This window comes from Saccharopolyspora sp. NPDC045839, from assembly GCF_056431645.1.
Genome location: NZ_JBWKKH010000019.1, coordinates 151,880 through 177,109, shown reverse-complemented (window position 1 = coordinate 177,109; position 25,230 = coordinate 151,880). Strand labels below are relative to the sequence as shown.

Here is a 25,230-nt window from a genome sequence, read left to right as displayed (position 1 = left end):
CCGAAGCCGGAGGCGGAGTTGGTGGGGTTGGTGTACGGGTTGACGCCGCGGGCCAGTTTGCGGGCTTCGACCAGTGGTGAGGACGCCGGCTGGTATCGCCGCCCGGGGCTGCTGGCGGGGATCGCGCTGGTCCTGATCATCGCCCTCAACATCATCTTCGGCTGATTTCGAACGACAAGGAGGTTCCGCCATGGCGGGTCGGAGTTCCGGGCACACCGCGGGTGCCTTCGACATCCGGACGGTGATCGCGCTGCTGTTCGCCATCTACGGCGCGGTGCTCGCGATCGTGGGCGTGGTGCAGCCGCAGGCCGAGATCGACAAGTCCGCCGGGGTGAACATCAACCTCTGGGCCGGGATCGGCATGCTCGTGTTCGCGGTGGTGTTCGTGGCCTGGGCCCGGCTGCGGCCCATCGTGGTGCCCGACGAAGCCGAACGGGGAGCGTCGCCGGAGTAGGCGAACACCTGGCGTGACGGCGTCCGCACCCTCCGGGGCGGGCGCCGTTCGCGTCGCGCCGGATCCGCAGGTTCCCGTCCGCGACGGCGGATCGGCTAGATAGTGTGATCGCCGTGCCCCGACCAGTGACCTTGATCGCCGCGCTGCTCACCGCGCTCACCGCGTTCGCAGCGGCGGGCTGCGCCGCGGACGGCAAGTCGACCTCGGCCCGGCGGACCGTCGAAGTGGCCAAGTTCGAAGTCGACAAGCCCGGGCTGCTGGACCCGGCCTTCGCGCCGGACCGGCTGCGCGGCGTGGACGTGTGCGCCACCCTGCAGGCGGTCGACCTCGGAAGGTTCGGCACACCCGCCCCGGCGTTGACCCCGGACGGCTTCGGGACCTGCTCGAACTTCATGAATGACCACAACGGCAAGCCGTTCAACGTCACCCTCTACTTCGACGAAGGGGTGTCCGACCCCGGGGCGAACCGCATCGGCGGGCTGCCCGGCACCATCTACGACAACGGCTCGGGTTCCTGCTTCGCGTCGGCCGCTTACGCCGGCGCCGACACCAAGAACTTCGACGAACCGCGCGGGCTGGAGATCCAGCTGAGCAGCGAGCAGGCGGACTCCTGCTCGCCCGCCGTGCAGATCCTGGCCGACGCCGTCGACATCGTGCGGACGAAACCGCCGGTCAGCCCCCGCGCGTCGGGCGGGCTGGGCGGGTTCGACCCGTGCGAGATCCTCGATCAGGCCGCGATCCGCGACGCCGCGATGGGCGCATCGGCGGACTCGGCCGGTGGCGAGGGGCTCTACGCCTGCAAGTGGATGGCGGACAACTCCGTGGCGGTGACCGTGAGCTTCGAGGTCGGCGCCATGGGGAGCGGCTCGGTGCCGCCGGTCGACCTCGCCGGCGTGCCGGGCATCGTGACACCCGTCAGCGCCGAACCGCCGACCTGCGCGGTCGGGTGGGAGCATCGCAAGAACGCCAATGCCAACGGCGAGAGCGAGATCGTGCAGATCGAGATCATGAACATGGGCCGGATCCCGATGGATCCCTGCGCGAATGCGACGAAGCTGGCGCAACAGGCGCGGGCGAAGCTGCCGACCGCATGACGGTCCCGGTCGGCCACCGAATTCCGTAGGCTGCACGATGACAACGACCGACGTAAAGGTGGGAGGCCGGCCATGACCCAGACCGCCCGTGGCAGCGTCGAAATGCCCAGCGGCACGACTGAGCAGTCCCCGACGTTCGAGTCGATCGACCCCCGCACCGGGGAGATAGTGGGGCGCCACCCGATCCACGACGCGGCCGAGGTCGGCGCGCGGGTCACCGCGGCCCGCGAGGCCCAGGCGGCGTGGGCCGAACTCGGCTTCGCCGGCCGCGAGCAGCGGCTCGACGCCTGGCGGAAGCTGCTGGCCAAGCGCCTCGACGAGCTCGCGGGCGTCATCTGCGCGGAGACCGGCAAGCCGCTCGACGACGCCAGGCTGGAACTGATGCTGGTCGTCGACCACCTGCATTGGGCGGCCGGCAACGCGGAGAAGGTGTTGCGCCGCCGAAAGGTCTCGGCGGGCATCGTGATGGCCAACCAGACCGCCACCGTCGAGTACCTGCCGTTCGGCGTGATCGGCGTGATCGGCCCGTGGAACTACCCGGCGTTCACGCCGATGGGCTCGATCGCCTACGCGCTGGCCGCGGGCAACGCCGTGGTGTTCAAGCCCAGCGAGCTCACCCCGGGCGTCGGGCAGTGGCTGGCGGAGAGCTTCGCCGAGGCGGTACCCGAGCACCCGGTCTTCCAGCTGGTGACGGGCTTCGGCAAGACCGGCGCGGCATTGTGCGCCGCCGGGGTGGACAAGGTCGCCTTCACCGGTTCGACCGCCACCGGCAAGCGGGTCATGGCGTCTTGCGCGGAGAACCTGGTCCCGGTGCTGGTGGAGTGCGGTGGCAAGGACGCCCTGATCGTCGATGCCGATGCCGACCTGGCCGCCGCAGCGGACGCGGCGGTGTGGGGCGCGATGTCCAATGCCGGGCAGACCTGCATCGGTGTGGAGCGGGTCTACGTCGTGGACGCCGTCGCGGACCGGTTCCTGGAGATGGTCGCCGAGCGGGCGGGGAAGCTGCGCCCGGGCGGCGAACCCGGCGCCAACTTCGGCCCGATCACGATGCCGTCGCAGGTCGACATCATCCGCGGGCACATCGACGACGCGCTCAGCCGCGGCGGCCGGGCGGTCGTGGGCGGCGAGCACTCGGTGCGCCCGCCGTTCGTCGAGCCGGTGGTGCTCACCGACGTGCCGGAGGATTCCACCGCCATCACCGAGGAGACCTTCGGGCCGACCATCGTGGTGCAGCGGGTTCGCGACGCCGACGAGGGCGTGGCCCGCGCCAACGATTCCCGCTACGGCTTGGGCGCCTCCGTGTTCTCGCGGGCGCGGGGCGTGGAGCTGGCTCGGCAGCTGCGCACCGGGATGGTCGCGGTGAACTCCGTGATCGCCTTCGCCGGTGTGCCGTCGCTGCCGTTCGGCGGCGTCGGGGACTCCGGGTTCGGCCGGATCCACGGCGCGGACGGGCTGCGCGAGTTCACCCGGCCGCAGTCGGTGACGCGGCTGCGGTACCGGATGCCGCTGAACCCGATGAGCTTCGCCCGCGCCAAGGGCACCGTCCGGCGCCTGGTGCGGCTGGTCCGGCTGGTGCGCGGTCGCTGACCCGGCCCGGCTGATCGACTCGGCGTTTCAGTGTTCTTGTCTTTGAAGCGCCGAAGGCGCTTAGCCCACCCTCGCAACTTGCACCGCCGCGGGTTCTCAGACGTCGCCTGGCGAGGACAGCCCCGATGCCGCGTATTGGTCATACGTAAGTCGGGGCTCCCCCAGTCCAGACGGCGTCTGAGGTTCCGCTACCCGCACCACTACGCAGATTGAGCCGTCGTACAGGTCCTTCCGGCTGGGCTTGCGCGGTTGGTGACAGGAAGGTTCCCTTGCTCTCGCACCCTCCGGCCGGGCTCGCGGGGGTGCGGGAGCGGAGTTGATCGTCAGTCGGCCGGTGCCGCGGGCGCCGGTTCGGCAGCCAAGGAGGCCAGCGGGTGAAGAAGATCATCAATGATCCGGCGGACGTGGTCGCCGAGTCGCTGCGGGGCATGGCCGCCGCGCATCCCGAGCTGCTCCGCGTCCGCACCGATCCTGCGGTGATCGTGCGCACGGACGCGCCGGTGTCCGGCAAGGTCGCGGTGGTGTCCGGCGGCGGTTCCGGGCACGAGCCGCTGCACGGCGGCTTCGTCGGCCCCGGGATGCTGTCGGCCGCGGTGCCCGGCGCGGTGTTCACCTCGCCGACCCCGGACGCGGTGCAAGCCGCGATCGACGAGACCAACGGCGGCGCGGGCGTGCTGCTGGTCGTGAAGAACTACACCGGCGACGTGCTCAACTTCGAGACCGCGGCCGAACTGGCCGGCCTGGACGACGTCGAGGTGCGCAGCGTGATCGTCGACGACGACGTGGCCGTGAAGGACTCCACACACACCGCGGGCAGGCGCGGGGTCGGCGGCACGGTCCTGGTGGAGAAGATCGTCGGCGCGGCCGCCGAGCGCGGCGCGGGCCTCGACGAGTGCGAGGAGCTCGCCAAGCGGGTGGTGTCCCGGGTGCGCTCGATGGGCATGGCGGTGACCTCGCCGACCGTGCCGCACGTCGGTCAGCCGAGCTTCGACCTCGCCGCGGACGAGATGGAGATCGGCATCGGCATCCACGGCGAGCCCGGCCGGGCTCGGGTGCCGCTGACCTCGGCGGACGACATCGTCCGGCGGCTGCTGGAACCGATCCTCGAGGACCTGCCGTTCGCCGGGGGCGACGACGTGCTGCTGTTCACCAACTCGATGGGCGGCACCCCGCTGCTGGAGCTCTACCTGGCGCACGGCATCGCCGAGCGGCTGCTCGCCGAGCGCGGCATCCGCGTCCGGCGGCGACTGGTCGGCCCGTACATCACGAGCCTGGAAATGCAGGGCATGAGCCTGACGCTGCTGAAGCTGGACGACGAGCTGACCGAGCTCTGGGACGCGCCGGTGCGCACCGCCGCGCTGAACTGGTGAGGGAGAACGCCGGAATGGGTTGCACCGCACAGGACGTGATCGCCGCGCTGAAGGCGGGCGCGGCCGTCGTCGCCGAGCACCGCGACGAGCTGATCCAGCTCGACCGGGCGATCGGCGACGCCGACCACGGGGAGAACATGGACCGGGGTTTCCGCGCCGTGGTGTCCAAAGTGGATACCGCGGCGCCGGAGACGCCGGGCGCGGTGCTGAAGCTGACCGCCACCGTGCTGATCTCCACCGTCGGCGGTGCGTCCGGGCCGCTGTACGGCACCGCGTTCCTGCGTGCGGCGGCGGCGGTCGGCGACGCCGAGGAGCTCGACGGTGCGGCGGTCGCCAAGGCGCTGCAGGCCGGGATGGAAGGCGTCATCGGCCGCGGCCGCGCGGCCGTCGGCGACAAGACGATGGTCGATGCGTTGTCGCCGGCGGTGGAAGCAGCCAAGAGCGCCGCGGAATCCGGCGAAGGCGCGGCGGCGGTGCTGACCGTCGCGGCCGATGCCGCACACCAGGGCGCGCAGGCGACCGAACCGCTGGTGGCCCGCAAGGGCCGCGCGTCATACCTCGGCGAGCGCAGCGCCGGGCACATCGATCCCGGGGCGCGCTCGACCGCGCTGCTGTTGTCCGCATTCGCCGAAGCCACGAGGTCGCGATCATGAACGTCGGACTGGTCATCGTCTCGCACAGCACCCGGCTCGCCGAGGGAGTCGCCGAACTCGCCCGGCAGATGGCCCCCGAGGTGCGGGTCGTGCCCGCCGGGGGACTGCCGGACGGCAACATCGGCACGGACTTCGAGAAGGTGTCCGCGGCCCTGTCGGACGCCAACACCGGGGCCGGCGCGGTGGTGCTCTACGACCTCGGCAGCGCACAGATGATCGCCGAGCTCGCCGTGGAGTCGCTCGGCGACCCGAGCACGGCGCTCGTCGTCGACGCGCCGCTGGTGGAGGGCGCGGTCGCCGCTGCGGTTGCGGCCCAGGGCGGCGGCGACATGCGGGGCGTCGCCGGAGCAGCCGAGGCGGCGGCCGCGGGCGGCGAGCTCGCCGAGCCCGGCGAACCCACCGCGGCGGACGAAGTCCGCGAGGAGCTGGAGCTGGCCAATGAAGTCGGCCTGCACGCGCGACCGGCGGCGCTGCTGGCCCGCAGCCTGAACGGGCTGCAGGCGAACGTCACGATCTCGCTGGGCGACAAGGAAGCCGACGCCGCCAGCGTGCTGGGCGTCATGGGCCTGGGCGCGCGCAAGGGTGACCGGATCGTCTTGCGTGCCAACGGCCCGGACGCGCGCCAAGCGGTGGAGCGCATCCTCGACCTGGCCAAGCGCAACTTCGACGAGTAGCCGGTGCATGGGAACCTTCCTGCCACCAACGGCGGGGAGGTTCCCTTTTTCGTGCGTCGGGTGACAGGAAGGTTCCCATGCTCGCGGCCCGGCAGCGGCGGTTCCCGGGGGATGACAGGAAAGTTCCCGTGCTGTCATCGGCCGGTGCGGCTGCTCGCCGGTTAGGCTGAGTTGATGTCGCTGCGTCTCCGTCACCGAGGCACGCCGCTGTTGCTCCTACTGGTGCTGCTGGTGGCGGGGTGCACGCCGGAGGCCGCGCCGGCGGGTCAGTCCGGCGGCCGGCCGAGCGACGCCGGCACCGCCGCAGCGGTGCTCGGTGATCTGCGCACAGTGGACCCGTGCACGTTGGCCGATCCGGTCGCGCTGCAAAGTTTCGGCCAGGCGGAGAACGCGGGAACGGTGTCGCTGGACTACTGCCTGCTGCAGTTGAAGCTCAACGACGGCTCGCTGGCGCAGCTCGCGTTGGGAGAACTGGTCGACGCCGGCCCGATCGAGCAGGACCGGCCGGTCGTCCAGCGCGGGCCGCTGCGGATCGTGCAGAACGCGCCGCTGCCCGGGCACTGCACCCGGCAGATCCTGTTCGCCGACGACATCGCCATGCAGGTCAGCGTCGATCTGCTGACCGGCGATCCGGCCGCCGGGTTGTGCGCGGTGGCCCAGGCCGGGGCCGACGCGGCAGTCGCCGCGCTCGAACAGCACCGGGTGGGGCACCGGTCGTTCGGGGCGAACTCGCTGGCGCTGCAGGATCCGTGCGAGCTGCTGGATTCCGCTGCCGTGCAGCAGATTCCCGGCTTGGAAGCGGCGGAACCCCAGCCGAGCCCCGCCGGGCACCAGTGCATGTGGGGTGCGCAGGCCGCCGATGCGCCGCGCGTCCAGTTCCTGCACACCGCCGGTGATCCGCCGAAGGTGTTGCACGGTGCGGCCGTCGAGGAGCAGATCGCCGACCGGCGCACTGTGGTCAGCGTCGTCGGCGGCGACCCGCAGGTTCCGCTGTGCTCCGCGGAAACCGGGCACATCCCGTTCGGAGACCCGGCCACAGGTCAGGTCGAGGTGGCGATGCTGGTCGTGGCCGTGCCGGAGATGACCGGGATCGACGCGTGCGAGTACGCCCGCGGCCTCGCCGTGCAGGCCTGGCCGCACCTGCCGGCGTCCGGCCCGTAGCCGGGCCGTTACCGTTGCAGGCGTGCCTCGACGCAACCGACCGCAACGCCCGAAGGGCCTGTCCCAGGACACCAGCCACCGCGCGATGGGCACTGCGTTCGGCATGTCCCGGGTCGAGCACGGGTCCGACGGCGACTGGATGGTGCGCACCGTGCCCGCCGCGCAGGCCACCAAGGCCTACCGGTGCCCGGGCTGTGACCACGAGATCAGGCCCGGCATCGCGCACGTGGTGGCCTGGCCGGAGGCGGAGCAGGGCGGCGTCGCCGACCGGCGCCACTGGCACAACGGCTGCTGGAGCGCGCGCGGCCGGCGCGGGCCCACGCGGCGCTGGTCGTAGCACGTCACAGCGTGTCGGCCACTCGTTCGTGGCAGGATCGAGGTGATGAGCACCGAGATCCGCGCCAACACGATGCTGCCGGCCCGTCGCGAAGAGATCACCCTGCACACGGCCGACGGCCTGAAGCTGATCGGTGAACTGGCCCTGCCGGAGTCCCGGCCGCCGCGCGCGACGCTGATCTGCCTGCACCCGCTGCCCACCCACGGCGGCATGATGGACTCGCACATCTACCGCAAGGCCGCGTTCCGGTTGCCCGCGCTCGCCGACCTCGCGGTGCTGCGGTTCAACACGCGCGGCACGGTCAGCGAGGCGGGCCGCAGCGAGGGCAGCTTCGACGGCGGCAACAGCGAGCGGTTCGATGTGGCCGCGGCGCTGGAGTTCGCCGAGTTCCACGACCTGCCGAACGTGTGGCTGGTCGGCTGGTCGTTCGGCACCGACCTGACGCTGGTGCACGGCCTGGACCCGCTCGTCGAGGGCGCGGTGCTGATCTCCCCGCCGCTGCGCTGGAGCACCGAGGAACACCTGGCGGCCTGGGCCGAGTCGGGCAAGCCGGTGCACGCGCTGATCCCGGAGTTCGACGACTACCTGCGCCCGGACGAAGCGCGCCGGCGGTTCGCGGCGGTCCCGCAGGCCGAGGTGATCGGCTTCCCGGACACCAAGCACCTCTGGGTCGGCAAGGCGGAGGCCGCGCTGGACGCGATCGTGCGGGTCGTGGCGCCGGACGTGCTGACGCCGCTGCCGCACACCTGGGACGGCCCGTCGGAGACCCGCAAGGTCACCATCGTCGACTCCTGACCTGGGAGTTCCGGCGGCGGGTGACAGGAAGGTTCCCGTGCTCGCGTCAGCCCGTGGCCGGTAGCCGGAACACCAGCTCGGGCAGGCCGTCGCGGTGGCGCGCCAGGTGCAGCTTGAACCCGAGCTTCTCGGCGACCCGCACCGACGGCGTGTTCTCCGCATCCGTCACGATCACGACCGGCCGGTCCGGGCGGTGTCGCCGCGCCCACTGCACGGCGGTCTCGGCCATCTCCGTCGCGTAGCCGTTGCCCCACGCGCTCGGCCAGAGACGGTAGTAGAGGTTCAGCACCGGCTCGCCCTCCTCCACCCAGTGCCGCAGGCCGCCGAAGCCGATCACCTCCTCGGAGCCCGGCAGCCGGATCGCCCAGTAGCTGATTCCGTCGGAAACCCAGCTCCGGTGGATCTTGTCGAGCAGCTCGAGGATCTGTTCCCGGGATCGTCGAGTGTGAGCGTCGAACGGGTGGGTCTCAGCGGCGGCGGAGATCGCGACGAACGCATCGGCGTCGGCAGGCTGGATGCGGCGGAGGACCAAGCGGTGGGTGTGGATCTCATCCGGTTCGGGCACCCGCCCACGCTAGCCCCTCGGCCTGCTCCTGATCATCCGATTTTCGCTGGTAGCGGCGGCGGGTGACAGGAAGGTTCCCATGCTCGCGCGGCTTGACCTTGACGCGGAGGCCGCCGGGTTCGTCGAGTGGGCGAGGACCCGGATCCCCGCGCACCGCACCGCGCTGCCCGAGGAGATCGCGTGGTGGGTGCTGCAGCTGACCAGGAGCGAAGCCGCTTACGCCACCGGCCTCGTCCTGCCCGTCGACGGCGGACTCGCGGTGAGCTGACGCCCGCCCGGCGCTGGGCATGGAGAAAAGAACCATGAAGTTCGGCGATGTTGTGGTGGCGGCGCACATAGGCGTCGGCGGGTCTGCGGCTTAACGTCCTGGGGCATGAGTGACATCCGGCACGTCCCGTTGGGCGGGCGCGTGGCGCTGGTGACCGGCGCCGGCAGCGGGATCGGGCAGGCGTGCGCGCGAGCCCTCGCCGAGTCCGGGGCGAAGGTCCACGTCGTCGACCTCGACCGCGCCGCGGCCGAACGGGTCGCCGCCGACGTCGGCGGCTGGGCGCACCCCATCGACCTCGCCGACGCGGCGGCCGTCGACGGGCTTCCCACCGAGGTCGACGTCCTGGTCAACAATGCGGGTTTCCAGCACGTCGCGGCGCTGCCCGAGTTCCCGCCGGAGACGTTCGTCCGCATGCAGCAGGTGATGGTGACCGCGCCGTTCCTGCTGACCCGCAAGGTGCTGCCGCACATGTACGCCCAGGGCTGGGGACGCATCGTGCACGTCTCGAGCGTGCACGGCCTGCGCGCCAGCCCGTTCAAGGCCGGTTACGTGGCCGCGAAGCACGCGCTCGAAGGATTGTCCAAAGTGGTCGCGCTGGAGGGCGCCGAGCACGGCGTGACGAGCAACTGCGTGAATCCCGGGTACGTCGACACGCCGTTGGTCCGCGACCAGATCGCCGGGCAGGCCGCGGCGCACGGGCTCGGCGAGTCCGAGGTCGTCGAGCGGGTCTTGTTGCAGCGCGCCGCGCTCAAGCGGCTGATCGACCCGCGCCGGGTCGCCGAACTCGTGCGCTGGCTCTGCGGGGACCACGCGGAGCACGTCACCGGCGCTTCGCTGCCGATGGACGGCGGCTGGACCGCCGCCTGAACCGGCCCAAACACAAAGGAGTGTTCGCCTTGGCCAGCAACCCATCCGGGCGCGGCTCGATCGCGCGGGTCGTCGGCGCCAGCCTCATCGGCACGACGATCGAGTGGTACGACTTCTTCCTCTACGGCTCCGCGGCCGCGCTGGTGTTCAACCACCTGTTCTTCCCCGGTGCCGATCCGCTGACCGGCACGCTGCTGGCGTTCACCACCTACGCCATCGGGTTCCTCGCCAGGCCGCTCGGCGGACTGGTGTTCGGGCACTTCGGCGACCGCGTCGGCCGCAAGAAGCTGCTGGTGCTGAGCCTGCTGCTGATGGGCGGGTCGACCTGCGCGATGGGCCTGCTGCCCACCTACGCGGCGGTCGGCGTGGCCGCGCCGCTGCTGCTGACGCTGCTGCGACTGGTGCAGGGCTTCGCGCTGGGCGGCGAGTGGGGCGGCGCGGTGCTGATCGTGTCCGAGCACGGCGATGATCGCCGTCGCGGGCTGTGGGCGTCGTGGCCGCAGTGCGGCGCGCCCGGTGGGAACCTGCTGGCCACCGCGGTGCTGGCGGTGCTCGCCGCGACGCAGTCCGACGAGGCGTTCATGGCGTGGGGCTGGCGGATCCCGTTCCTGCTCTCCGGCTTGCTGGTGGTGATCGGCCTGTGGATCCGGCTCGCGGTCACCGAATCGCCGGTCTTCCTCGACGCGCAGGCCAAGGCCGAGCAGCGGGAGGAAACCCGCAGCGTCCCGGTGGTGGCGGTGTTCCGGACGCACTGGCGGCAGGTGCTGGTCACCATCGGCTCGCGGATGGCCGAGAACGTGTCCTACTACGTGCTCACCGCGTTCATCCTGGTCTACGTCACCGGGCCGCTGGGGCTGCCGAAGTCCGTCGGGCTGAACGCGGTGCTGATCGGCTCGGCGGTGCACTTCGTGACGATCCCGCTGTGGGGCGCGTTGTCCGACCGGCTGGGCCGCAAGCCCGTCTACCTGTTCGGGACGGTCGCGATGGCGGCGTGGGGTTTCGCGTTCTTCGCGCTGCTGGACAGCAGGTCGGCAGTGGTGATCACGGCCGCGACGACGGTGGGACTGCTGCTGCACGGTGCGATGTACGGGCCGCAGGCGGCGTTCTTCGCCGAGCAGTTCCCGACCAGGGTCCGCTACACCGGGCTTTCCGTCGGCGGGCAGCTGTCCTCGATCGCGGCCGGTGCGGTGGCGCCGATCATCGCGGTGGCGCTGCTGCAGGGCTTCGGCAGCACGCTCGCGGTGTCCGCCTACGTCCTGGCGATGTGCGCGATCACGCTGGTCGCGGTCGCGCTGGCGAAGGAGACCGCGGGCAGCTCGTTGCACGACGAGGCTCCGGAAGAGCAGGTCGCGGTGACAAGATGAGCCGGTGAACGACGACGTGGTCCGGCTGCTCGAACTGCTCGCCAGCGGCGCGAGCAGCGAGCAGCTGGCGCGCGTCGCGGTCGAGAACCCGCAGCTGGGCAGGGCCACGGCGGTGGCGTTGCGGATCCACGGCACGCTCGGCGCGCACCGCCGCCGCGAGGCCGAGCTCAGCGCGCTGTTCGACACCGCCAGCGATCTGGCCAGGCTGCGCGACACCGACGCGGTGCTGCGTTCGATCGTGCGCCGTGGCCGCACGCTGCTCGGCGTGGACGTCTCCTACCTGAGCCTCAACGACGAGGCCGCCGGGCGCACCTACATGCGGGTCACCGACGGCTCGGTGTCGCGGCTGTTCCAGAAGGTCACGCTCGGCATGGGGGAGGGGCTGGGCGGACTGGTCGCGCAGACCGCGCAGCCGTACGCGACGCACGACTACTTCGCCGACGAGCGGTTCCGGCACACCACGCCGATCGACTCGGCGGTCCGCGATGAGGGGCTGACCGCGATCCTGGGCGTGCCGCTGGCGCTCGGTGACCAGGTCATCGGCGTGCTCTACGCCTCGGACCGGACGCGCCGCGAGTTCAGCCCGGACGAGGTCGCGCTGCTGTCGTCGCTGGCCGACCACGCCGCGATCGCGCTGGACAACGCGGCCCTGCTGGAGGAGATCAGCGCGCACAGCGAGGCCCTGCACCGCGCGGAGGAGGCTCACGACCGGCTGATGGATCTGGTGCTGCGCGGCGGCGACCTGCCGGAGGTGGCGGCGTCGGTGGCCGATGTGCTGCGCGGCGCGATCGGGATGTTCGACGCGGACGGCATCGAGCTGACCGGCGCCGGCGGCACATCGCCCGAACCGCCGGCGGAAGCAGTCGCGACGTCCCGGGCCGCGGGCCGCGCGGTGTCCACATCGGACGGATGGGTGTGCGCGGTGCAGGCGGGGCCGGAGCTGCTCGGCAGCATCGTGCTGGCCGGGCGGGCGGATCTGGTCGACGCCGACCGGCGGCTGTTCGAGCGGGCAGCGGTGGTCACCGCGCTGCTGCTGATGCTGCGCCGGTCCGTGGCGAAGGCGGAGGACGAGGTGCGCGGCGAACTGCTCACCGACCTGCTGACCGCGCCCGACCGCAATCCCGGCGCGCTGCTGGCCCGCGCCGAACGGCTCGGGCTGGACCTCGTCGAGCCGCACGCCGTGCTCATCGCGCACGCCGACAAGGTGCCCCGAACGAGGCTGGCGGTGGCGGCCGGGCGGTGCGCCGCGCTCGCCGGCATCCACGCCGAGGAGGTCGTGCTCTTGGTGCCCGCCGGCGATCCGGGGGAGTCGGCGTCCCGCATCGCCGCTGACCTGCGATCCATCGTGGACAACCCGGTCACGGTCGGCGCGGCGGGCCCGGCGCGCGGCCCGCAGGAGATCGCCGCGGCGCACGCCGAAGCGGCTCGCTGCCTGCGCGCCCTGCTCGCGCTCGGCCGCATCGGCGAGGGCGCGGCCATGGACGGCCTCGGGTTCCTCGGCGTGCTGCTGGGCGAGCACACGGACCTGAGCGGTTTCATCCGGCGGACGATCGGGCCGGTCCTCGATTACGACGCCCGGCGCGGCACCGAACTCGTCGGCACGCTGCACGCGTACTTCGCCGCCGGGGCGAACCTCACGCGGGCCAAGGACGAGCTGCACGTGCACGTCAACACGGTCGTGCAGCGGCTGGACCGCGTCGGCTCCCTGCTCGGTTCCGACTGGCAGGCCCCGGACCGGGCGCTGGAAATCCAGCTCGCGCTACGCCTGCACAACCTGCGGTCCTAGCGGATCCGCCCGGCTCCCAAGCCTCTCGGTAGGTGGAGCCCCGGGTCAGCGGGCGGACGACGGCCCCGTCACCTGGGTCAGCCGCTACGAGCTGCCCATCATCGCGAGCTGATCACGCCGGTGCCCGCGAGCTGCCGGAGCCGGCCCGCCGTCCTCAGGCCACCTGGTCGCGGAACAGCTCGCCGAAACGGTTGGTGTACGCGTCGGCGAGCCGGTCGCGGGCTTCGGTGAGCCGCGCGATGCGCGTGTCGAGTTCGGCCAGCCGTTGGGCCGTGATCTCGGCTAGCGGGCAGGACTCCGGTTCGCCGACCTCGTGCGGCGGACCGGTGGGCGGGAACTTCAGATCCAGTACGTGGGTGAATGCCTGGACGTCGGCGATGGTGAGACCGGCATCCAGCAGTTCGCGCACGGTGCGCAGCCGCGCCACGTCGTCCGGCCCGTACTCGCGGTGTCCCGACGGCCCGCGTCGCGCGGTGAGCAGCCCCCGCTGCTCGTAGTAGCGCAACGCCCGAGGGGTCAGTCCGGCGGCCGCGGCCGCGTCACCGATGCGCATCTTCGCTCCTCCCAGCGGCTCACAGCTCAACGAGCACCGCGCCGAGGTGTCTGCCGTCGAGCAGCTCGCACAACGCTAGCGGGGCCCGGTCGATGCCCGACACCCTGACGTGCGGGAACGTGATGTCACCGGCGCGCATGGCGCGACCGAACTCGTCCATCCACTGTGGAATCGCATCCAGGTGGTCGCTGCCCGACAGGCCGCGCAGGGTGATCCCGCGCAGGATCAGCGAGCCGCTGTCGATCTCGACCGGTGCCGCGAAACCGCCGGTGAGCTGGCCGGACAGGGCGCCGACGAGCGCGATGCGGGCGCCGCGGCGGGCCGCCGCGAGCGCGGCCGAGAGCTGTTCGCCGCCGACGTTGTCGAAGACCGCATCGATGCCGTCGGGAGCAACGTCGCGCAGCTGGTCCTCGATCGGGCCCGCGCCTCTGATGACGATGTCGTCGTAGCCGAGTTCGTCGACGAGGTGGCGCCCCTTGCGCCGGGAACCGGTGCTGCCGATCACCCGCGCCGCGCCGCGCAGCTTGGCGAACTGCCCGGCCAGGGTGCCGACACCGCCGGCCGCCCCGGTCACGAAGACGGTGTCCCCGGGCCGGACCTCGGCCCCGCGCACGATGCCCAACCAGGAGGTGAAGCCCTGCGAGAGGTGGGCGGCCACATCGGGGAGCGCGTCCCGGTCGATCAGCTCAACGCCGTCGGCGTCGACGACCGCGTACTCGCGCCAACCGAGGTTGTGCGACACGAGATCGCCGGGGCGCAGCTCGGTGCCGGGGGCGGCGACCACCGAGCCGATGGCCGGGCCCCACAGCACTTCGCCCGGCTGGAACGGCGGAATGGGCAGCTCGGCATCGGCGTGCATCAGCGTGCGCATCACCGCGGCGACGCTCATCAGCTGGTTGCGCACGAGAACCTGGCCGGCGGCAGGCTCGGGCACTGGTGCTTCGACGATGCGGAAGTGGTCGGTGCGCAGCGCCCCTGCCGGGCTGCTGGCAAGGTGCACTTCGCGGTGGGTTGCGGGCATGGGAACTCCTCGGCGGGCCGGATTTCGTCCCGGCGACGCTAGGACTTGACGCATGCGGCAAGTGCAAGCCCGACCCGGCTCGATGTGGCGTGGATCATGCGGGTGAGCGGGACGCTGCCGGGCATCACCCTGCTGGCGGGCAGCTTGACCGCCTCGGCGCAGAGCTTCGCCCGGCCCCGGGCCTGACCGGGCGGGGTCAGCTGCCGCCGAGCCAGCCCTCCAGCTCGCCGAAGGCGTCGCGGAAGTGCGGCGCCAGCGGGCGCAGGCGGCCCGGGAACCGGTCCACCAGGCCGTCGGTGTGGTTGCCGCCCTCGACGCGGTGGTAGCGGTGCAGGCCGGCCCGCCCGGACTCGGCCACCATCCGCGCGTAGACGTCGGAATCGCGGCTGATCGGCAGCAGCGTGTCGAGGGTGCCGTGCAGGGTGATCAGCGGCTTGCCGATCCGGCCGGTGAGCGCGATCCGCTCGACCGCGCGATGCACCTCGGCGGGGCGCCGGGCGTAGTCGTAGTCCGCGTCGCAGCCCTCGGTCCCGCTGGCGCAGAACGGGATCCCGGCCGCCCGGTCGCCGTCGTAGCCGGGATCGAACTCCTCGCGGTAGATCCGCTGCGTCAGGTCCCAGTAGACGCGGTGGTGGTAGTCCCACAGGAACTGCGACCCCGGTGCGAAACCCGCGGACAGGATCGCCTGTTCATCGCCGGCGGGGTAGGCGCGAAGCGCTGCCGGCAGGAAGGTCAGCAGGTTGTCCTGCTGAGTCCACAGTGTCCCTTCCCAGTCGACTCCGCCGTCGTAGAGCCAAGGCCGGTTCTCCAGCTGCCAGCGCACCAGGTAGCCGCCGTTGGACAGCCCGGCGGCGAGCGTCCGCGACGGCGGCCGGCCGTAGTGCCGCCAAGCGGTGACCTTCGCCGCGGCGGCCAGCTGCGTGACGCGGTGGTTCCACTCGGCGACGGCGTCGCCCGGCCGCTGCCCGTCGGTGAAGAACTCGGCGCCGGTGTTGCCCTTGTCGGTCGCGGCGAAGGCGTAGCCGGCGGCCAGGACGTGGTCGGCGATGGCGCGGTCGTTGGCGTACTGCCTGCGGTTGCCGGGAGTTCCGCTGATCACCAGGCCGCCGTTCCACCGCTGCGGCAGGCGCAGCACGAACTGGGAGTCGTGGTTCCAGCCGTGGTTGGTGTTCGTCGCGGAGGTGTCCGGGAAGTAGCCGTCGATCTGGACGCCCGGAACCGGCCCCGGCGCGGGCAGGTCCTGGGCGGTCAGGCCGGCCCAGTCGGCCTGCACCGTGTGCCCGGAGCCGAGCGTGCCGGTGGTGGTCAGGTCGTCCAGGCAGGCCGATTCCTGGTGCGCGGCACCGGGAACCCGCGCCGCGGGAGGGCAGTCCGCCGACTGCGCGGCCGCCGGCTCGGCCGGAAGGAGTAGCGTGCCGGCGAGCAGACCGGCGGACAGCAGGGCGATTCGGCTGGGCACGGCAGACCTCCTCGGGTTCGACCCGTGACGCTATGGCGGGGCGCCGAACCCGAACATGTGGTGACGGCACACAAAAGGCGCTCGCGGTGTAGTGGCGTCCACTGTGGAGGTGGTTGCGCCCACGCCCCTACCTTGAGTGGTGCAAACCACAAGGAGGTGGTCTGAGTGCGTGTCTTCTCGCTGGTCGCGGCCGTGCTGCTGGCCCTGCTCGCCGTCGCCCCCGCCGCTTCGGCGGCGGAAATCCGGGAGGTGACCGGGTTCGGCACGAATCCCGGCGCGCTCCGCATGTTCGAGTACGTCCCCGACGGGCTGCCCGCGGGCCGTCCGGTCGTAGTCGCGATGCACGGCTGCACGCAGGATGCGGCTGGGTACGGCAACGGCGCGGGGTGGGTCGAACTCGCCGAGCGCTCGGGGTTCACGCTAGTGCTGCCGCAGCAGGAAGCGGCCAACAACAGCAGCCGCTGCTTCAACTGGTTCCAGCCCGGCGACGCAACGCGCGGCCAGGGCGAGGCGGAATCGGCCGCGCAGATGGTGCGGCGCGCGATCGACGACACCGGAGCGGACCCGGCCCGGGTCTACGTCACGGGCCTGTCCGCGGGCGGCGCGATGACCTCGGTGCTGCTCGCCACCTACCCGGAGATGTTCGCCGGTGGCGGCGTCGTGGCGGGCCTGCCGTTCGGCTGCGCGACGAGCGCTGTCGATGCGTTCACGTGCATGAACCCCGGCCGGGATCTGACGGCGGCGCAGTGGGGTGACAAGGTGCGAGCCGCGAGCCCGCACCAAGGGCCGCGGCCGACGCTGAGCATCTGGCACGGCACCGCCGACCACACGGTGGCGCCGGCGAACCAGCGCGAACAGGTCGAGCAGTGGACCAATGTGCACGGCATCCCGGGCACGCCGTCGGCCACCGACACCGTCGCGGGCTACCCGCACGCGGTCTACAACGACGCGGACGGCCGCACCCTGGTGGAGACGTTCGAGATCACCGGCATGGGCCACGGCCAACCGATCGACCCCGGCACCGAAGCGGGCCAGTGCGGCCAGGCGGGCGCCTACCTGCTGGACGTCAACATCTGCGCCGCAGCACACCTCAGCAACGCCTGGGCGCTCGGATGACAGGAAGGTTCCCATGCTCGCGCCCGGCGGCGGGGTGACAGGAAGGTTCCCATGCTCGCGCCCGGCGGCGGCGGTTCGTTTGGGGCGCGTCGGGTGGGTCGTTCCGGCAGGATGGGCCCGTGCACTTCATCGAATCGGGAGCCGGGACGCCGCTGGTGCTGCTGCACGCCTTCCCGGTGGATGCGCGGATGTGGGATCCGGTGCGGGGCCGCCTGGACGACCAGTTGCGGGTGATCACCCCTGATCAGCGGGGCCTCGGCGAGAGCGCGTTGGACGGCTCGTCGGCGCGGGGCCTGGCAGAGCCGGTCGCGAACCGGCGCGCGGCAGAGCAGCCGAGCATCGATCGCGCCGCCGCCGACATCCTGGCCCTGCTGGATCAGTTGGAGCTGCCGCGGGTCGTCCTGGGCGGTTGCTCGATGGGCGGCTACGTCGCGATGGCGCTGCTGCGCGCTGCGCCGCAGCGCGTCGCGGGCCTGCTGCTCGTCGACACCAAGGCCGTCGCCGACAACGACGAGCAGCGCGCCAACCGCCTAAAGGTTGCGGATCGCGCAGAGAACGAGGGCACCAAGGGTTGGCTCGCGGAGAGCAGCCTGCCGAACCTGTTGGGGCGCACTACGCACGAGCAGCGCCCCGAGGTCGTCTCCAGTGTCCGCGAGATGATCGATGCGCAGCCCGCGGACGGTGTCGCGTGGGCGCAGCGCGCGATGGCGGGACGTCCCGACACCACAGCCACGCTGCGGTCCTACGACGGCCCGGCGCTGGTGGTCGTCGGCGAGGAAGACGTGCTGACGCCCCCGGAGAACGCTCGCGAGCTGGCGGATGCGCTGCGCGGTGGCGAGCTCGTGACGTTGCCGGGCGTCGGGCACCTGTCGTCGGTCGAGGCGCCGGATGCCTTCGCCGACGCCGTCCGTTCCTGGATCGCCCGGATCGCGTAGGCGGCGCGAGGCTCGGTTGCCGAGCCTCGCGCCCTTGCCTCCTAGCGGTCGCCCTTACCCGGCAGGTGGGCGTCCCGCTCTACGGCGCGATCCCGCGTTTTCTCCATGTCCGCCTCGGACCGCTTGAACTGCTCGGCCGTTTCGCTGGGCAGCATGAAGTAGCTACCGGACTGCCGCTTGGCGCGCGCCCTGTCGTCATCACCGGTTGGGAACTCCTGGTCCGACATGACCTGGTCCTTTCCGTTGGTGCAGGCCGCGAGATGCCCACAGCTGTCCTTGCTCGTAGAGACAGGCGTCGGCCCTCTCGATGACGCGCACCCACACTGACCAGGCAGGATGTCAGGCGATGGACTCCTGGATCTCGGTCACCATCCCGGCCGGGTCCGCCGGGCAGGCCAGCGTCACCTCCCGGTTCGTGCCCAGCGTGCGGTGGCCGCTGTCCTCGATCCAGCGCGCCAGCGCCTGGTACGCGGGAAGGCAGTCGTCCATCGAGCCCCGGTGCACGATCGTCGCCGCCTTCTCCACCGCGGGCAGGTCCACCACCTCGAAGCCGTAGGCGGGGTCCGGCTCGACGTTCACCGGCAGGCCGGCGTGCACGGCCATGGTGTCGTCGTCCGCTCCGTACTCGTAGTACGCGGTGGCCGGGCCGACCGGCGTCACGCCGGCGCGACCCAGGGCGGCGCCGAGCTCGTCGTAGAGGCCGCGGATCACCGGGCCGATCGACTGCGGATCCATGTTCCTGGCGGAACCGGAGCGCACGGCCAGCCGCAGCGCCGGGATGGACTTGATCGTCACTTCATCGGTGGGCATGGTTCCCTCGATTTCGATCGTTCGGAGCCGCGCCTGCACGTGCGCCAACCGGGCCGTGTCGGCCGCGATCCGGGTTTCGAGCTTGGCCTGCCGCAGCCGCAGCATGCCGCGCAGCTGCTCGGCGGTGAACTCCTCGTCGAGGATCCGCTGCACCTGCTGCAGGCTGAAACCCAGTTCCTTCAGCGCGATGATCCGGTTGAGCCGGGCCAACTGGTCGGCGGTGTAGCCGCGGTGACCGGTCGACGGGTTGACGTGCGCGGGCCGGAGCAGCCCGAGCGCGTCGTAGTGGCGCAACATCCGGACCGATACCCGGCCGTGCCTGGCGAAGTCTCCAATGCTGAACATGACACCCCTGGTTTAGGGCCTGACACCGTGTCAGGTGCAAGTGTCCGCCGCGGAGCGGCGAGCCGACCAGCAGTGGAGTGGCAGACGAGTCCTAAGTAGACCGACTCGGCTGGGCGCAGCCACCGCATGCGTGGACGTGCCGGCGTTCAGCGTCCGGTGTCGCGAGCACGCGTCTTTCCACAGGGGACGCACAGCGTGAGTCAGGTGCCGTGCGAGCTGTTCGCGCAGGTGAGGTGGGCTGTTGTCAGCGGCGCTGCTGGTTCGTGGCGTCGATCCGGGTGGCGCTGTGGGAGCGCTGCTGCTGGCCCTTGTCCTCCGGCACCGGCAGCTGGATGCGCCGCGTCGGCTCGTCGTGCGGGCTATGACCGCGCGCCGTGTCCCGGTGGATCTGCTCCGTCGGCCCGTCGTCGGCGGTCACGCCGCCGCCCGACGGCTTGCCGCTCTGGCCCTTCGGCTTCGCCTGCTTCGCAGGCTGCGCCTCGGGCTTCGCTCCGCTCGGCTTCGCCGCGTCCTGAGCGGGCTTCGCCTCGGCCGCCGGCTTCGCCTTGCGGGCGGGCTCCTCGTCGCGGGAGTCGCGGGCGAGGGCGTCTTCGGCGTCCTTGCGGGCTTGTTCGCGGGCTTCCGCCGCCGCTTCGCGGAGCTTGTCCTCTTCGGAGTCCTCCTGGGCGAGGCGTTCCAGGAGCGGCGTGGTCTGGCCGAGCATTTCGGCGGCGTCGCGGAGCTTCTTGGCCACGGACTCGCGCAGTTCGGTCAGCGAGTGGACCTGCTCGTCCGCCTTGGTGAGGCGGCGCTGGACCTCTTCGGTCGTCGCGCCGAGGCGGCGCTGGGAGTCTTCGCGGGCCGCCGTGACCAGGCGCTTGCTCTCGTGGGTCGCTTCGTCGATGAGGCGGGTGGCCTCCTCGGTGCACTCGCGGACCATCCGCTCGGACTTCTCCGTGGCCTCGCGGACCAGTCGCTCGGCTTCCGCCTTGCTCTCCCGGATCCGCTTCTCCGCGGCCTCGGTGCTCTCGCGCTTCCGCTTGTCGGCGGCTTCGGTGCTCTCGCGCTCGCGCTTCTGCGCTGCTTCGATGCTTTCCCGCTCGCGCTTCTGCGCTGCTTCGACGCTTTCGCGCTCGCGGCGCTCGGCGGTCTCGATGCTGTCCTTCTCGCGCTTCTGCGCTGCGTCGGTGGATTCGCGGGTGAGCTGTTCGGCCTTCGCGGTGGCGTCGCCGACCATCCGGTTCGACTGGTCGGTGGCCTCGCGGACCCGGCGGTGCGCTTCGGTGGTGCCTTCGCGCAGCCGGCGGTTGGCCTCCTCGGTCGCTTCCCGGACGCGGCGCTCGGCTTCCGCCTTGCTGGTGGCCTCCTGCTCGGCGAGGGTGCGCATGGATTCGCTGCGGCGCGCCGCCATCGCGATCTCGAAGTCCTCTTCGACCTGGATCCGGCGGGCCTCGGACTCCTGGTCGGCGCGCTTGCGGTTCTCCTCGGCCTCGCGGGTGATCCGCTCCGCCTCGACCTTGGCCTTGTCCATCAGCGAGCGGTGCTCTGTTTCCATCTCGCTGCGCCGGCTGTCGACCTCGGAGAGCAGCCGCTCGTAGCGGTTGCGCAGGTTGGTCGCCTCGTTCTCGGAGCGCGTGCGGATCAGGCCGGCGTCCTTCTCGGCGCGGCCCCGGATGTCGTTCGCCTCGTCCTGGGCGAGGCGCAGCATCCGCTGCAGGCGCTCGCTGAGACCTTCCAGCGTGGTCGGCGGCTTGGCCAGCCGGTCGACCTGGCCGCGCAGGCTCTCGATCTCGGAGCGGGCCGACTCCAGCTGCTTGGACAGGTCTCCTGCCTGGGAGACCGCGGCGTCGCGATCCGCGGAGAGGATGCGGATGTCGGCGTCGAGTCGCTCGAGGTGCTCATCGACCTGGGCGCGGTCGTAGCCGTTCTTGCGAGCGAGGTCGAATCCCGATCCCAGTGGCAGCAAATCGCGGTCGTCGGCAAGGCCCATGGCAACCAAGCTACCTGGAAGACGACGTTGTTGTGGGAGGTGTGGCGCGTATCAGCCGGATTTTCCTCGCCCGGTGGACGAGGCCCCGGACGAGGCTTCGCGGCGGCGTGCCGGACGGTGCGGCGAAGCGGACGGAACACCACGATCCGGACTCTTGACCGGCTGGCCAACCAAGAGTGAACATGGAGGTGCAAGTCGGGCATCAGTGGAGGTGATCGACGTGGCCGATAGGTCGAGCGGTTCGACTGTGAAGCCGTGGGTTCGCTGGCAGGACTGGGCCGCAGTGGTGCTGGGCGTCTACCTGATCCTCGGGACGATGTGGACGGCGACGAACGGGGCGGCGATGTCCGCGATGATCGTGCTGGGCGCGCTGCTGGTGATCGCGAGCGTGTGGTCGTTGGCCATGCCGGGCTCGATGACCAGCGAATACAGCCACATGCTGTTGGGCGTGCTGCTGTTCATCTCGCCGTGGGTCCTCGGCTACACCGAGTTCATGGGAGCCTCGTGGACCTCGTGGATCGTCGGCGTGCTGGCCGTCCTCGCTGGTGCCGCCGCGCTGCCCGAAGCCAACGCCGCGCAGCGCGGGATCGCGGGCCAGCACTGAGGGCCGTGCCACGGGTGGCTGCCGTCACTTGTGAAACACGCCAATCGTCGCGAGCGGTGGCGGCCGTTCGAGCGACCACCACCACTCGCGAGTTCGCTGTCGCGCGGTCCGGCGGTAACGTCCGGGCCGCGCGTTCTTTTTGACCGGCCCCGTGGAACGAGCCGGCCGGAGGTCGGAGGTCGGGTTCATGGCGGAGGCACCGGACGATCGCGGCGCCCGCAAGCGGCCGTCCACATCGGACGATGCCGTCGCGGCGCCGGGTGATCAGGGCGGATCCGCGCGGGAGCGCATCCTGAACGCGGCCGGCGAGCTGTTCGCCGAGCACGGCTTCAACGCCACGCCCACCTCCCGGATCGCAGAGCGGGCCGAGGTCCCCAAAGGACTCATCCACTACTACTTCCGGCGCAAGCAGGACCTGCTGACGGCGCTGGTCGAGCGGCTGCCCGAGGATCTGGTGGAGTCCGACCGGGTCGCCGTCCGGGGCGATGTCGCGGGCAGCCTGCGCCGGCTGATCGGCGAACTCGACGCGCGGCTGGAGTCGTCGCCGCTGCTCAGCCACCTGCTGTGGCGGGAGGCGGACACGCACGTCGCGGTGCGGCAGGCGCTGCAGCGGCGCTTCGGGACGGTCGTGGAGCTGATCCGCCGGGTGATCGAGCTGGCGCTGCCGCCGGGACCGGCGAGCTGCGACATCGACACCGCCGCCGTGCTGCTGGCCCGGGTGGTCAACCACCGCCACTCGGTGGCCCGGCACGGCGCGCACGACGACGAGCTGGACCGCGAGATCAGCTTCATCGCCAAGGCCCTGGAGCTTGGCGTCGGGAAACCGCGGAAGATCAAGCCGGCCTGACCGGGGCCTGGCCGTACGGCGAGGTGAAGACGCTTCACTCTTGTGAAAAGATGTTGCCCGGACTACAACTTCCTGCAGGTGGTCGACGCGGGAGGTTGTGGTGGATGTTGGGCGCGTGCGGTTTTCCCGGCGACAGGGTTTCGTCGCGACTGCGGCGGGAATCGCCGGAGCAGGTGTGATGGCGGCCGCGGCGAGCGCGACCCCCGGTGACCCGGCCCAGGTGACGAACTTCCAGGTGAAGGGCCTGCGGGCGCCGGTCGAGCTGATCGAGGACCGCTACGGCGTCCCGCACCTGTACGCGAGCAGCGAGGACGACGTGTTCCTCGCCCAGGGCTTCAACGCCGCCCGCGAGCGGCTGTTCCAGATCGACCTGTGGCGCCGCCGTGGCCTCGGGCGGCTCGCCGAGGTGCTCGGCCCGGACCACGTCGACCAGGACCGCGCCACCAGGCTGTTCCTCTACCGCGGCGACATGGACGTGGAATGGTCGCGCTACGCCCCGGACGCGCAGCGGATCGCGACGCAGTTCACCGCCGGCATCAACGCCTACCTGGACTGGCTGGACCAGCACCCGGAGCAGTTGCCGGCCGAGTTCGGCATCCTCGGCTACCGGCCCGCGCGCTGGGAACCGGCGGACGTGGTGCGCATCCGCAGCCACGGCCTGACCCGAAACCTGACCAGCGAGGTCAAGCGCGCCAAGGTGGCCTGCGCCGCCGGGGTGGACGCGGACCTGGTCCGGCAGGGCCTGCAGCCCGACCGGCGGACGACCGTGCCCGAGGGCTTCGACCCGTGCGCGATGCCGGCGGACGTGCTGGCGGTCTTCGAGCTCGCAACCCAGGAGGTCGAATTCAAGGACGGCTCGATCCGCGCCAGGACGATCCGCGACGCGACGACCGAAGGCAGCAACAACTGGGTGGTCGGCGGGCAGCGGACCGCCACCGGGCGCCCCATCCTGGCCAACGACCCGCATCGCGCCTACTCGGCGCCGTCGCTGCGCTACATCGCGCACCTGTCGGCGCCCGGCCTGGACGTGATCGGCGCCGGCGAGCCCGCGCTGCCGGGAATCTCCATCGGGCACAACGGCACCATCGCGTTCGGGCTCACCATCTTCCCGATGGACCAGGAAGACCTGTACGTCTACCAGCTCGATCCGGCCGACCGCACCCGCTACCGCTACCGGGACGGCTGGGAGTCGATGTCGGTCCGGCGCGAGACGGTCGCCGTGTCCGGCGAGGCGGACCGGACCGTCGAGCTCGCGTTCACCAGGCACGGCCCGGTGATCCGCGTGGACGAGCAGCGGAATCTCGCGTACGCGGTGCGGACGGCCTGGCTGGAACCGGGCATGTCGCCGTACTTCGGCAGCATCTCCTACATGCGGGCCCGGAACTTCCGCGAGTTCACCACGTCGATGCGCAACTGGGGCGCGCCGACGGAGAACCAGGTCTACGCCGACGTCGACGGCAACATCGGCTGGGTGCCCGGCGGCCTGGCGCCCAAGCGGGTCGGTTACGACGGCCTGCTGCCGGTGCCCGGCGACGGCCGTTACGAGTGGAACGGCTTCTACTCCGGCGACGACCTGCCGCGCCGGCTCAACCCGGCGGCCGGGTTCATCGCCACCGCGAACCAGTTCAACCTGCCGCCGGAACACCAGGACAAGGGCCTCGGGTTCGAGTGGACCAACCCGTTCCGGCACCAGCGGATCGTCGAGGTGCTGTCGCGGCAGCGCAAGCACACCGTGTCGGATTCGGCGGCGCTGCAGAACGATCAGCTGTCCATCCCGGCCCGGCGGCTGATCGCTTTGCTGTCCAAACTGGACAGCGGTGAATCCGGTCTCCGCCGCGCGCTGCGGCTGCTGCGGGACTGGGACGTGGTGGAGGCGGCCGACTCGAACGCCGCGGCGCTGTTCGAGGTGTGGCTGTCGAAGCATCTCGGACCCGGGTTCGTGCGCGCCGCCGTGCCGAAGGCCGCCGGCGTGATCGAGGACGCCGACACGCTGGTCCTGCTCGGCGAGCTGGAGAAGCCCGGCAGGTGGCTGCCGGACGAGGCGGCCCGCGACCGGCTGCTGCTGGACACGCTGCGCACCGCCTACGCCGAGGTGCAGGAGCTGCTCGGGCGCGGCGAGGGCGGCTGGCGGTGGGGCAAGCTGCACCACAGCTTCTTCCAGCACCCGGCGTCGAAGGCGTTCGATGCCGGCGAGCGCGCCCGGTTCGACGTCGGCCCGCTGCCGCGCGGCGGCTCCCCGGACACCGTGAACCAGTCGTCGTACCGGACGAACGACTTCCGGCAGACCAACGGCCCGTCGTTCCGGATGGTCCTCGACGTGGGCGGCTGGGACTCCTCGATCGCGGTCAACACGCCGGGCCAGTCCGGGAACCCGGACGACCCGCACTACCGTGACCTGGCCGAATCCTGGCGCACCGGCGAGTACTTCCCGCTCGCCTACAGCCGTGAGGCGGTCGAGGAGATCGCCGAACGCCGGATGCTGCTGCTCCCGGCGTGATCGGGTCGTGGGGGGTTTTTTTTTTTTTTTCCGCCCCAAACACCCCCCCCCCCCCCCCCTTCCTCCCTTTGCCCCCGCTTGTTTTCCTCGTTTTCCCCA

25 protein-coding genes are annotated in these 25,230 nt (G+C 71.5%); 18 read left to right on the top strand and 7 right to left on the bottom strand.

The annotated features are described in order from the left end of the window. Positions 1–190: 190 nt before the first annotated feature. From AC07EQ_RS25420 to AC07EQ_RS25380, 9 genes are all read left to right on the top strand, one after another. Entirely contained in the window at positions 191–454 is a 264-nt protein-coding gene (locus AC07EQ_RS25420; protein WP_478390380.1) for a hypothetical protein, read from the top strand. A gap of 113 nt (positions 455–567) precedes the next feature. Beyond that, complete coding sequence (locus tag AC07EQ_RS25415; protein WP_478390379.1) at positions 568–1,548, top strand: DUF3558 domain-containing protein; 981 nt, start codon at positions 568–570, stop codon at positions 1,546–1,548. A gap of 72 nt (positions 1,549–1,620) precedes the next feature. Beyond that, positions 1,621–3,135, top strand: a complete 1,515-nt coding sequence (locus AC07EQ_RS25410) for an aldehyde dehydrogenase family protein (protein WP_478390378.1) — start codon at positions 1,621–1,623, stop codon at positions 3,133–3,135. A gap of 374 nt (positions 3,136–3,509) precedes the next feature. Continuing rightward, positions 3,510–4,505, top strand: coding sequence for a dihydroxyacetone kinase subunit DhaK (dhaK, locus tag AC07EQ_RS25405; protein ID WP_478390377.1), 996 nt, complete (start codon positions 3,510–3,512; stop codon positions 4,503–4,505). Positions 4,506–4,519: 14 nt separating this feature from the next. Beyond that, positions 4,520–5,158 (top strand): dihydroxyacetone kinase subunit DhaL, encoded by a 639-nt coding sequence (dhaL, locus tag AC07EQ_RS25400; RefSeq protein ID WP_478390376.1) that lies wholly within the window; start codon positions 4,520–4,522, stop codon positions 5,156–5,158. Further along, positions 5,155–5,832, top strand: coding sequence for a dihydroxyacetone kinase phosphoryl donor subunit DhaM (gene dhaM / locus AC07EQ_RS25395; protein ID WP_478390375.1), 678 nt, complete (start codon positions 5,155–5,157; stop codon positions 5,830–5,832). Before dhaL ends, dhaM begins: the two co-directional genes overlap by 4 nt. 174 nt (positions 5,833–6,006) lie before the next feature. Next, positions 6,007–6,993 carry a DUF3558 domain-containing protein gene (locus tag AC07EQ_RS25390; protein WP_478390374.1) on the top strand — a complete coding sequence of 329 codons (987 nt, stop codon included), beginning with the start codon at positions 6,007–6,009 and terminating at the stop codon, positions 6,991–6,993. Between the two features lie 22 nt (positions 6,994–7,015). Continuing rightward, a complete protein-coding gene (locus AC07EQ_RS25385; protein WP_478390373.1) occupies positions 7,016–7,330 on the top strand; it encodes a hypothetical protein in 315 nt (104 codons plus the stop codon). Between the two features lie 45 nt (positions 7,331–7,375). Further along, positions 7,376–8,125 carry an alpha/beta hydrolase gene (locus AC07EQ_RS25380; protein WP_478390372.1) on the top strand — a complete coding sequence of 250 codons (750 nt, stop codon included), beginning with the start codon at positions 7,376–7,378 and terminating at the stop codon, positions 8,123–8,125. A gap of 46 nt (positions 8,126–8,171) precedes the next feature. On the opposite strand, the gene AC07EQ_RS25375 is transcribed toward AC07EQ_RS25380, so the two are convergent. Further along, positions 8,172–8,690, bottom strand: a complete 519-nt coding sequence (locus tag AC07EQ_RS25375) for a GNAT family N-acetyltransferase (RefSeq protein WP_478390371.1) — start codon at positions 8,688–8,690, stop codon at positions 8,172–8,174. Between the two features lie 79 nt (positions 8,691–8,769). On the opposite strand from AC07EQ_RS25375, the gene AC07EQ_RS25370 reads away from it, so the two are divergent. The 4 genes from AC07EQ_RS25370 to AC07EQ_RS25355 all read left to right on the top strand — a co-directional run bounded on the left by AC07EQ_RS25370 (position 8,770) and on the right by AC07EQ_RS25355 (position 12,975). Continuing rightward, entirely contained in the window at positions 8,770–8,958 is a 189-nt protein-coding gene (locus tag AC07EQ_RS25370) for an SDR family oxidoreductase (RefSeq protein ID WP_478390370.1), read from the top strand. A 105-nt stretch (positions 8,959–9,063) separates the two neighbouring features. Continuing rightward, positions 9,064–9,825: a 3-hydroxybutyrate dehydrogenase gene (locus AC07EQ_RS25365; protein ID WP_478390369.1), complete on the top strand. Its 762-nt coding sequence runs from the start codon at positions 9,064–9,066 to the stop codon at positions 9,823–9,825. Between the two features lie 29 nt (positions 9,826–9,854). Further along, the gene (locus tag AC07EQ_RS25360) at positions 9,855–11,189 is read left to right on the top strand and encodes an MFS transporter (RefSeq protein ID WP_478390368.1); all 1,335 of its coding nucleotides are present in this window, start codon (positions 9,855–9,857) and stop codon (positions 11,187–11,189) included. A gap of 4 nt (positions 11,190–11,193) precedes the next feature. After that, positions 11,194–12,975 carry a helix-turn-helix domain-containing protein gene (locus tag AC07EQ_RS25355; protein WP_478390367.1) on the top strand — a complete coding sequence of 594 codons (1,782 nt, stop codon included), beginning with the start codon at positions 11,194–11,196 and terminating at the stop codon, positions 12,973–12,975. Between the two features lie 154 nt (positions 12,976–13,129). Here the strand turns inward: AC07EQ_RS25355 and AC07EQ_RS25350 are convergent, their stop codons facing one another. From AC07EQ_RS25350 to AC07EQ_RS25340, 3 genes are all read right to left on the bottom strand, one after another. Next, a complete protein-coding gene (locus AC07EQ_RS25350) occupies positions 13,130–13,528 on the bottom strand; it encodes a MerR family transcriptional regulator (protein ID WP_478390366.1) in 399 nt (132 codons plus the stop codon). Positions 13,529–13,547: 19 nt separating this feature from the next. Beyond that, positions 13,548–14,549, bottom strand: a complete 1,002-nt coding sequence (locus tag AC07EQ_RS25345) for an MDR family NADP-dependent oxidoreductase (protein WP_478390365.1) — start codon at positions 14,547–14,549, stop codon at positions 13,548–13,550. A 196-nt stretch (positions 14,550–14,745) separates the two neighbouring features. Further along, a complete protein-coding gene (locus tag AC07EQ_RS25340; RefSeq protein ID WP_478390388.1) occupies positions 14,746–15,990 on the bottom strand; it encodes a tannase/feruloyl esterase family alpha/beta hydrolase in 1,245 nt (414 codons plus the stop codon). Positions 15,991–16,173: 183 nt separating this feature from the next. Here AC07EQ_RS25340 and AC07EQ_RS25335 point away from each other — a divergent pair, with 183 nt between their 5' ends. Beyond that, positions 16,174–17,124 carry an extracellular catalytic domain type 1 short-chain-length polyhydroxyalkanoate depolymerase gene (locus AC07EQ_RS25335; RefSeq protein WP_478390364.1) on the top strand — a complete coding sequence of 317 codons (951 nt, stop codon included), beginning with the start codon at positions 16,174–16,176 and terminating at the stop codon, positions 17,122–17,124. A gap of 119 nt (positions 17,125–17,243) precedes the next feature. Continuing rightward, entirely contained in the window at positions 17,244–18,059 is an 816-nt protein-coding gene (locus AC07EQ_RS25330; protein ID WP_478390363.1) for an alpha/beta fold hydrolase, read from the top strand. Between the two features lie 41 nt (positions 18,060–18,100). On the opposite strand, the gene AC07EQ_RS25325 is transcribed toward AC07EQ_RS25330, so the two are convergent. The 3 genes from AC07EQ_RS25325 to AC07EQ_RS25315 form a co-directional block, all read right to left on the bottom strand. Next, positions 18,101–18,286: a hypothetical protein gene (locus AC07EQ_RS25325; protein ID WP_478390362.1), complete on the bottom strand. Its 186-nt coding sequence runs from the start codon at positions 18,284–18,286 to the stop codon at positions 18,101–18,103. A gap of 112 nt (positions 18,287–18,398) precedes the next feature. Then, positions 18,399–19,214 (bottom strand): MerR family transcriptional regulator, encoded by an 816-nt coding sequence (locus AC07EQ_RS25320; protein ID WP_478390361.1) that lies wholly within the window; start codon positions 19,212–19,214, stop codon positions 18,399–18,401. Positions 19,215–19,458: 244 nt separating this feature from the next. Beyond that, positions 19,459–21,183: a M protein gene (locus tag AC07EQ_RS25315; RefSeq protein ID WP_478390360.1), complete on the bottom strand. Its 1,725-nt coding sequence runs from the start codon at positions 21,181–21,183 to the stop codon at positions 19,459–19,461. A gap of 205 nt (positions 21,184–21,388) precedes the next feature. On the opposite strand from AC07EQ_RS25315, the gene AC07EQ_RS25310 reads away from it, so the two are divergent. The 3 genes from AC07EQ_RS25310 to AC07EQ_RS25300 all read left to right on the top strand — a co-directional run bounded on the left by AC07EQ_RS25310 (position 21,389) and on the right by AC07EQ_RS25300 (position 25,131). Then, positions 21,389–21,787, top strand: a complete 399-nt coding sequence (locus AC07EQ_RS25310) for an SPW repeat domain-containing protein (RefSeq protein WP_478390359.1) — start codon at positions 21,389–21,391, stop codon at positions 21,785–21,787. Positions 21,788–21,974: 187 nt separating this feature from the next. After that, positions 21,975–22,634 carry a TetR/AcrR family transcriptional regulator gene (locus tag AC07EQ_RS25305; protein WP_478390358.1) on the top strand — a complete coding sequence of 220 codons (660 nt, stop codon included), beginning with the start codon at positions 21,975–21,977 and terminating at the stop codon, positions 22,632–22,634. 178 nt (positions 22,635–22,812) lie between these two features. Then, positions 22,813–25,131: a penicillin acylase family protein gene (locus AC07EQ_RS25300; RefSeq protein ID WP_478390357.1), complete on the top strand. Its 2,319-nt coding sequence runs from the start codon at positions 22,813–22,815 to the stop codon at positions 25,129–25,131. The last annotated feature ends 99 nt before the right edge of the window (positions 25,132–25,230 follow it).

What these genes read in the sequence shown, in the direction of transcription:
- AC07EQ_RS25390 (WP_478390374.1), top strand. Translation starts at nt 6,007, where the DNA reads ATGTCGCTGCGTCTCCGTCACCGAGGCACGCCGCTGTTGCTCCTACTG.
- AC07EQ_RS25365 (WP_478390369.1), top strand. Translation starts at nt 9,064, where the DNA reads ATGAGTGACATCCGGCACGTCCCGTTGGGCGGGCGCGTGGCGCTGGTG.
- AC07EQ_RS25420 (WP_478390380.1), top strand. Translation starts at nt 191, where the DNA reads ATGGCGGGTCGGAGTTCCGGGCACACCGCGGGTGCCTTCGACATCCGG.
- AC07EQ_RS25300 (WP_478390357.1), top strand. Translation starts at nt 22,813, where the DNA reads ATGGCGGCCGCGGCGAGCGCGACCCCCGGTGACCCGGCCCAGGTGACG.
- AC07EQ_RS25305 (WP_478390358.1), top strand. Translation starts at nt 21,975, where the DNA reads ATGGCGGAGGCACCGGACGATCGCGGCGCCCGCAAGCGGCCGTCCACA.
- AC07EQ_RS25370 (WP_478390370.1), top strand. Translation starts at nt 8,770, where the DNA reads ATGCTCGCGCGGCTTGACCTTGACGCGGAGGCCGCCGGGTTCGTCGAG.
- dhaL (WP_478390376.1), top strand. Translation starts at nt 4,520, where the DNA reads ATGGGTTGCACCGCACAGGACGTGATCGCCGCGCTGAAGGCGGGCGCG.
- AC07EQ_RS25410 (WP_478390378.1), top strand. Translation starts at nt 1,621, where the DNA reads ATGACCCAGACCGCCCGTGGCAGCGTCGAAATGCCCAGCGGCACGACT.
- AC07EQ_RS25380 (WP_478390372.1), top strand. Translation starts at nt 7,376, where the DNA reads ATGAGCACCGAGATCCGCGCCAACACGATGCTGCCGGCCCGTCGCGAA.
- AC07EQ_RS25315 (WP_478390360.1), bottom strand. Translation starts at nt 21,183, where the DNA reads ATGGGCCTTGCCGACGACCGCGATTTGCTGCCACTGGGATCGGGATTC.
- dhaM (WP_478390375.1), top strand. Translation starts at nt 5,155, where the DNA reads ATGAACGTCGGACTGGTCATCGTCTCGCACAGCACCCGGCTCGCCGAG.
- AC07EQ_RS25350 (WP_478390366.1), bottom strand. Translation starts at nt 13,528, where the DNA reads ATGCGCATCGGTGACGCGGCCGCGGCCGCCGGACTGACCCCTCGGGCG.
- AC07EQ_RS25345 (WP_478390365.1), bottom strand. Translation starts at nt 14,549, where the DNA reads ATGCCCGCAACCCACCGCGAAGTGCACCTTGCCAGCAGCCCGGCAGGG.
- AC07EQ_RS25325 (WP_478390362.1), bottom strand. Translation starts at nt 18,286, where the DNA reads ATGTCGGACCAGGAGTTCCCAACCGGTGATGACGACAGGGCGCGCGCC.
- AC07EQ_RS25320 (WP_478390361.1), bottom strand. Translation starts at nt 19,214, where the DNA reads ATGTTCAGCATTGGAGACTTCGCCAGGCACGGCCGGGTATCGGTCCGG.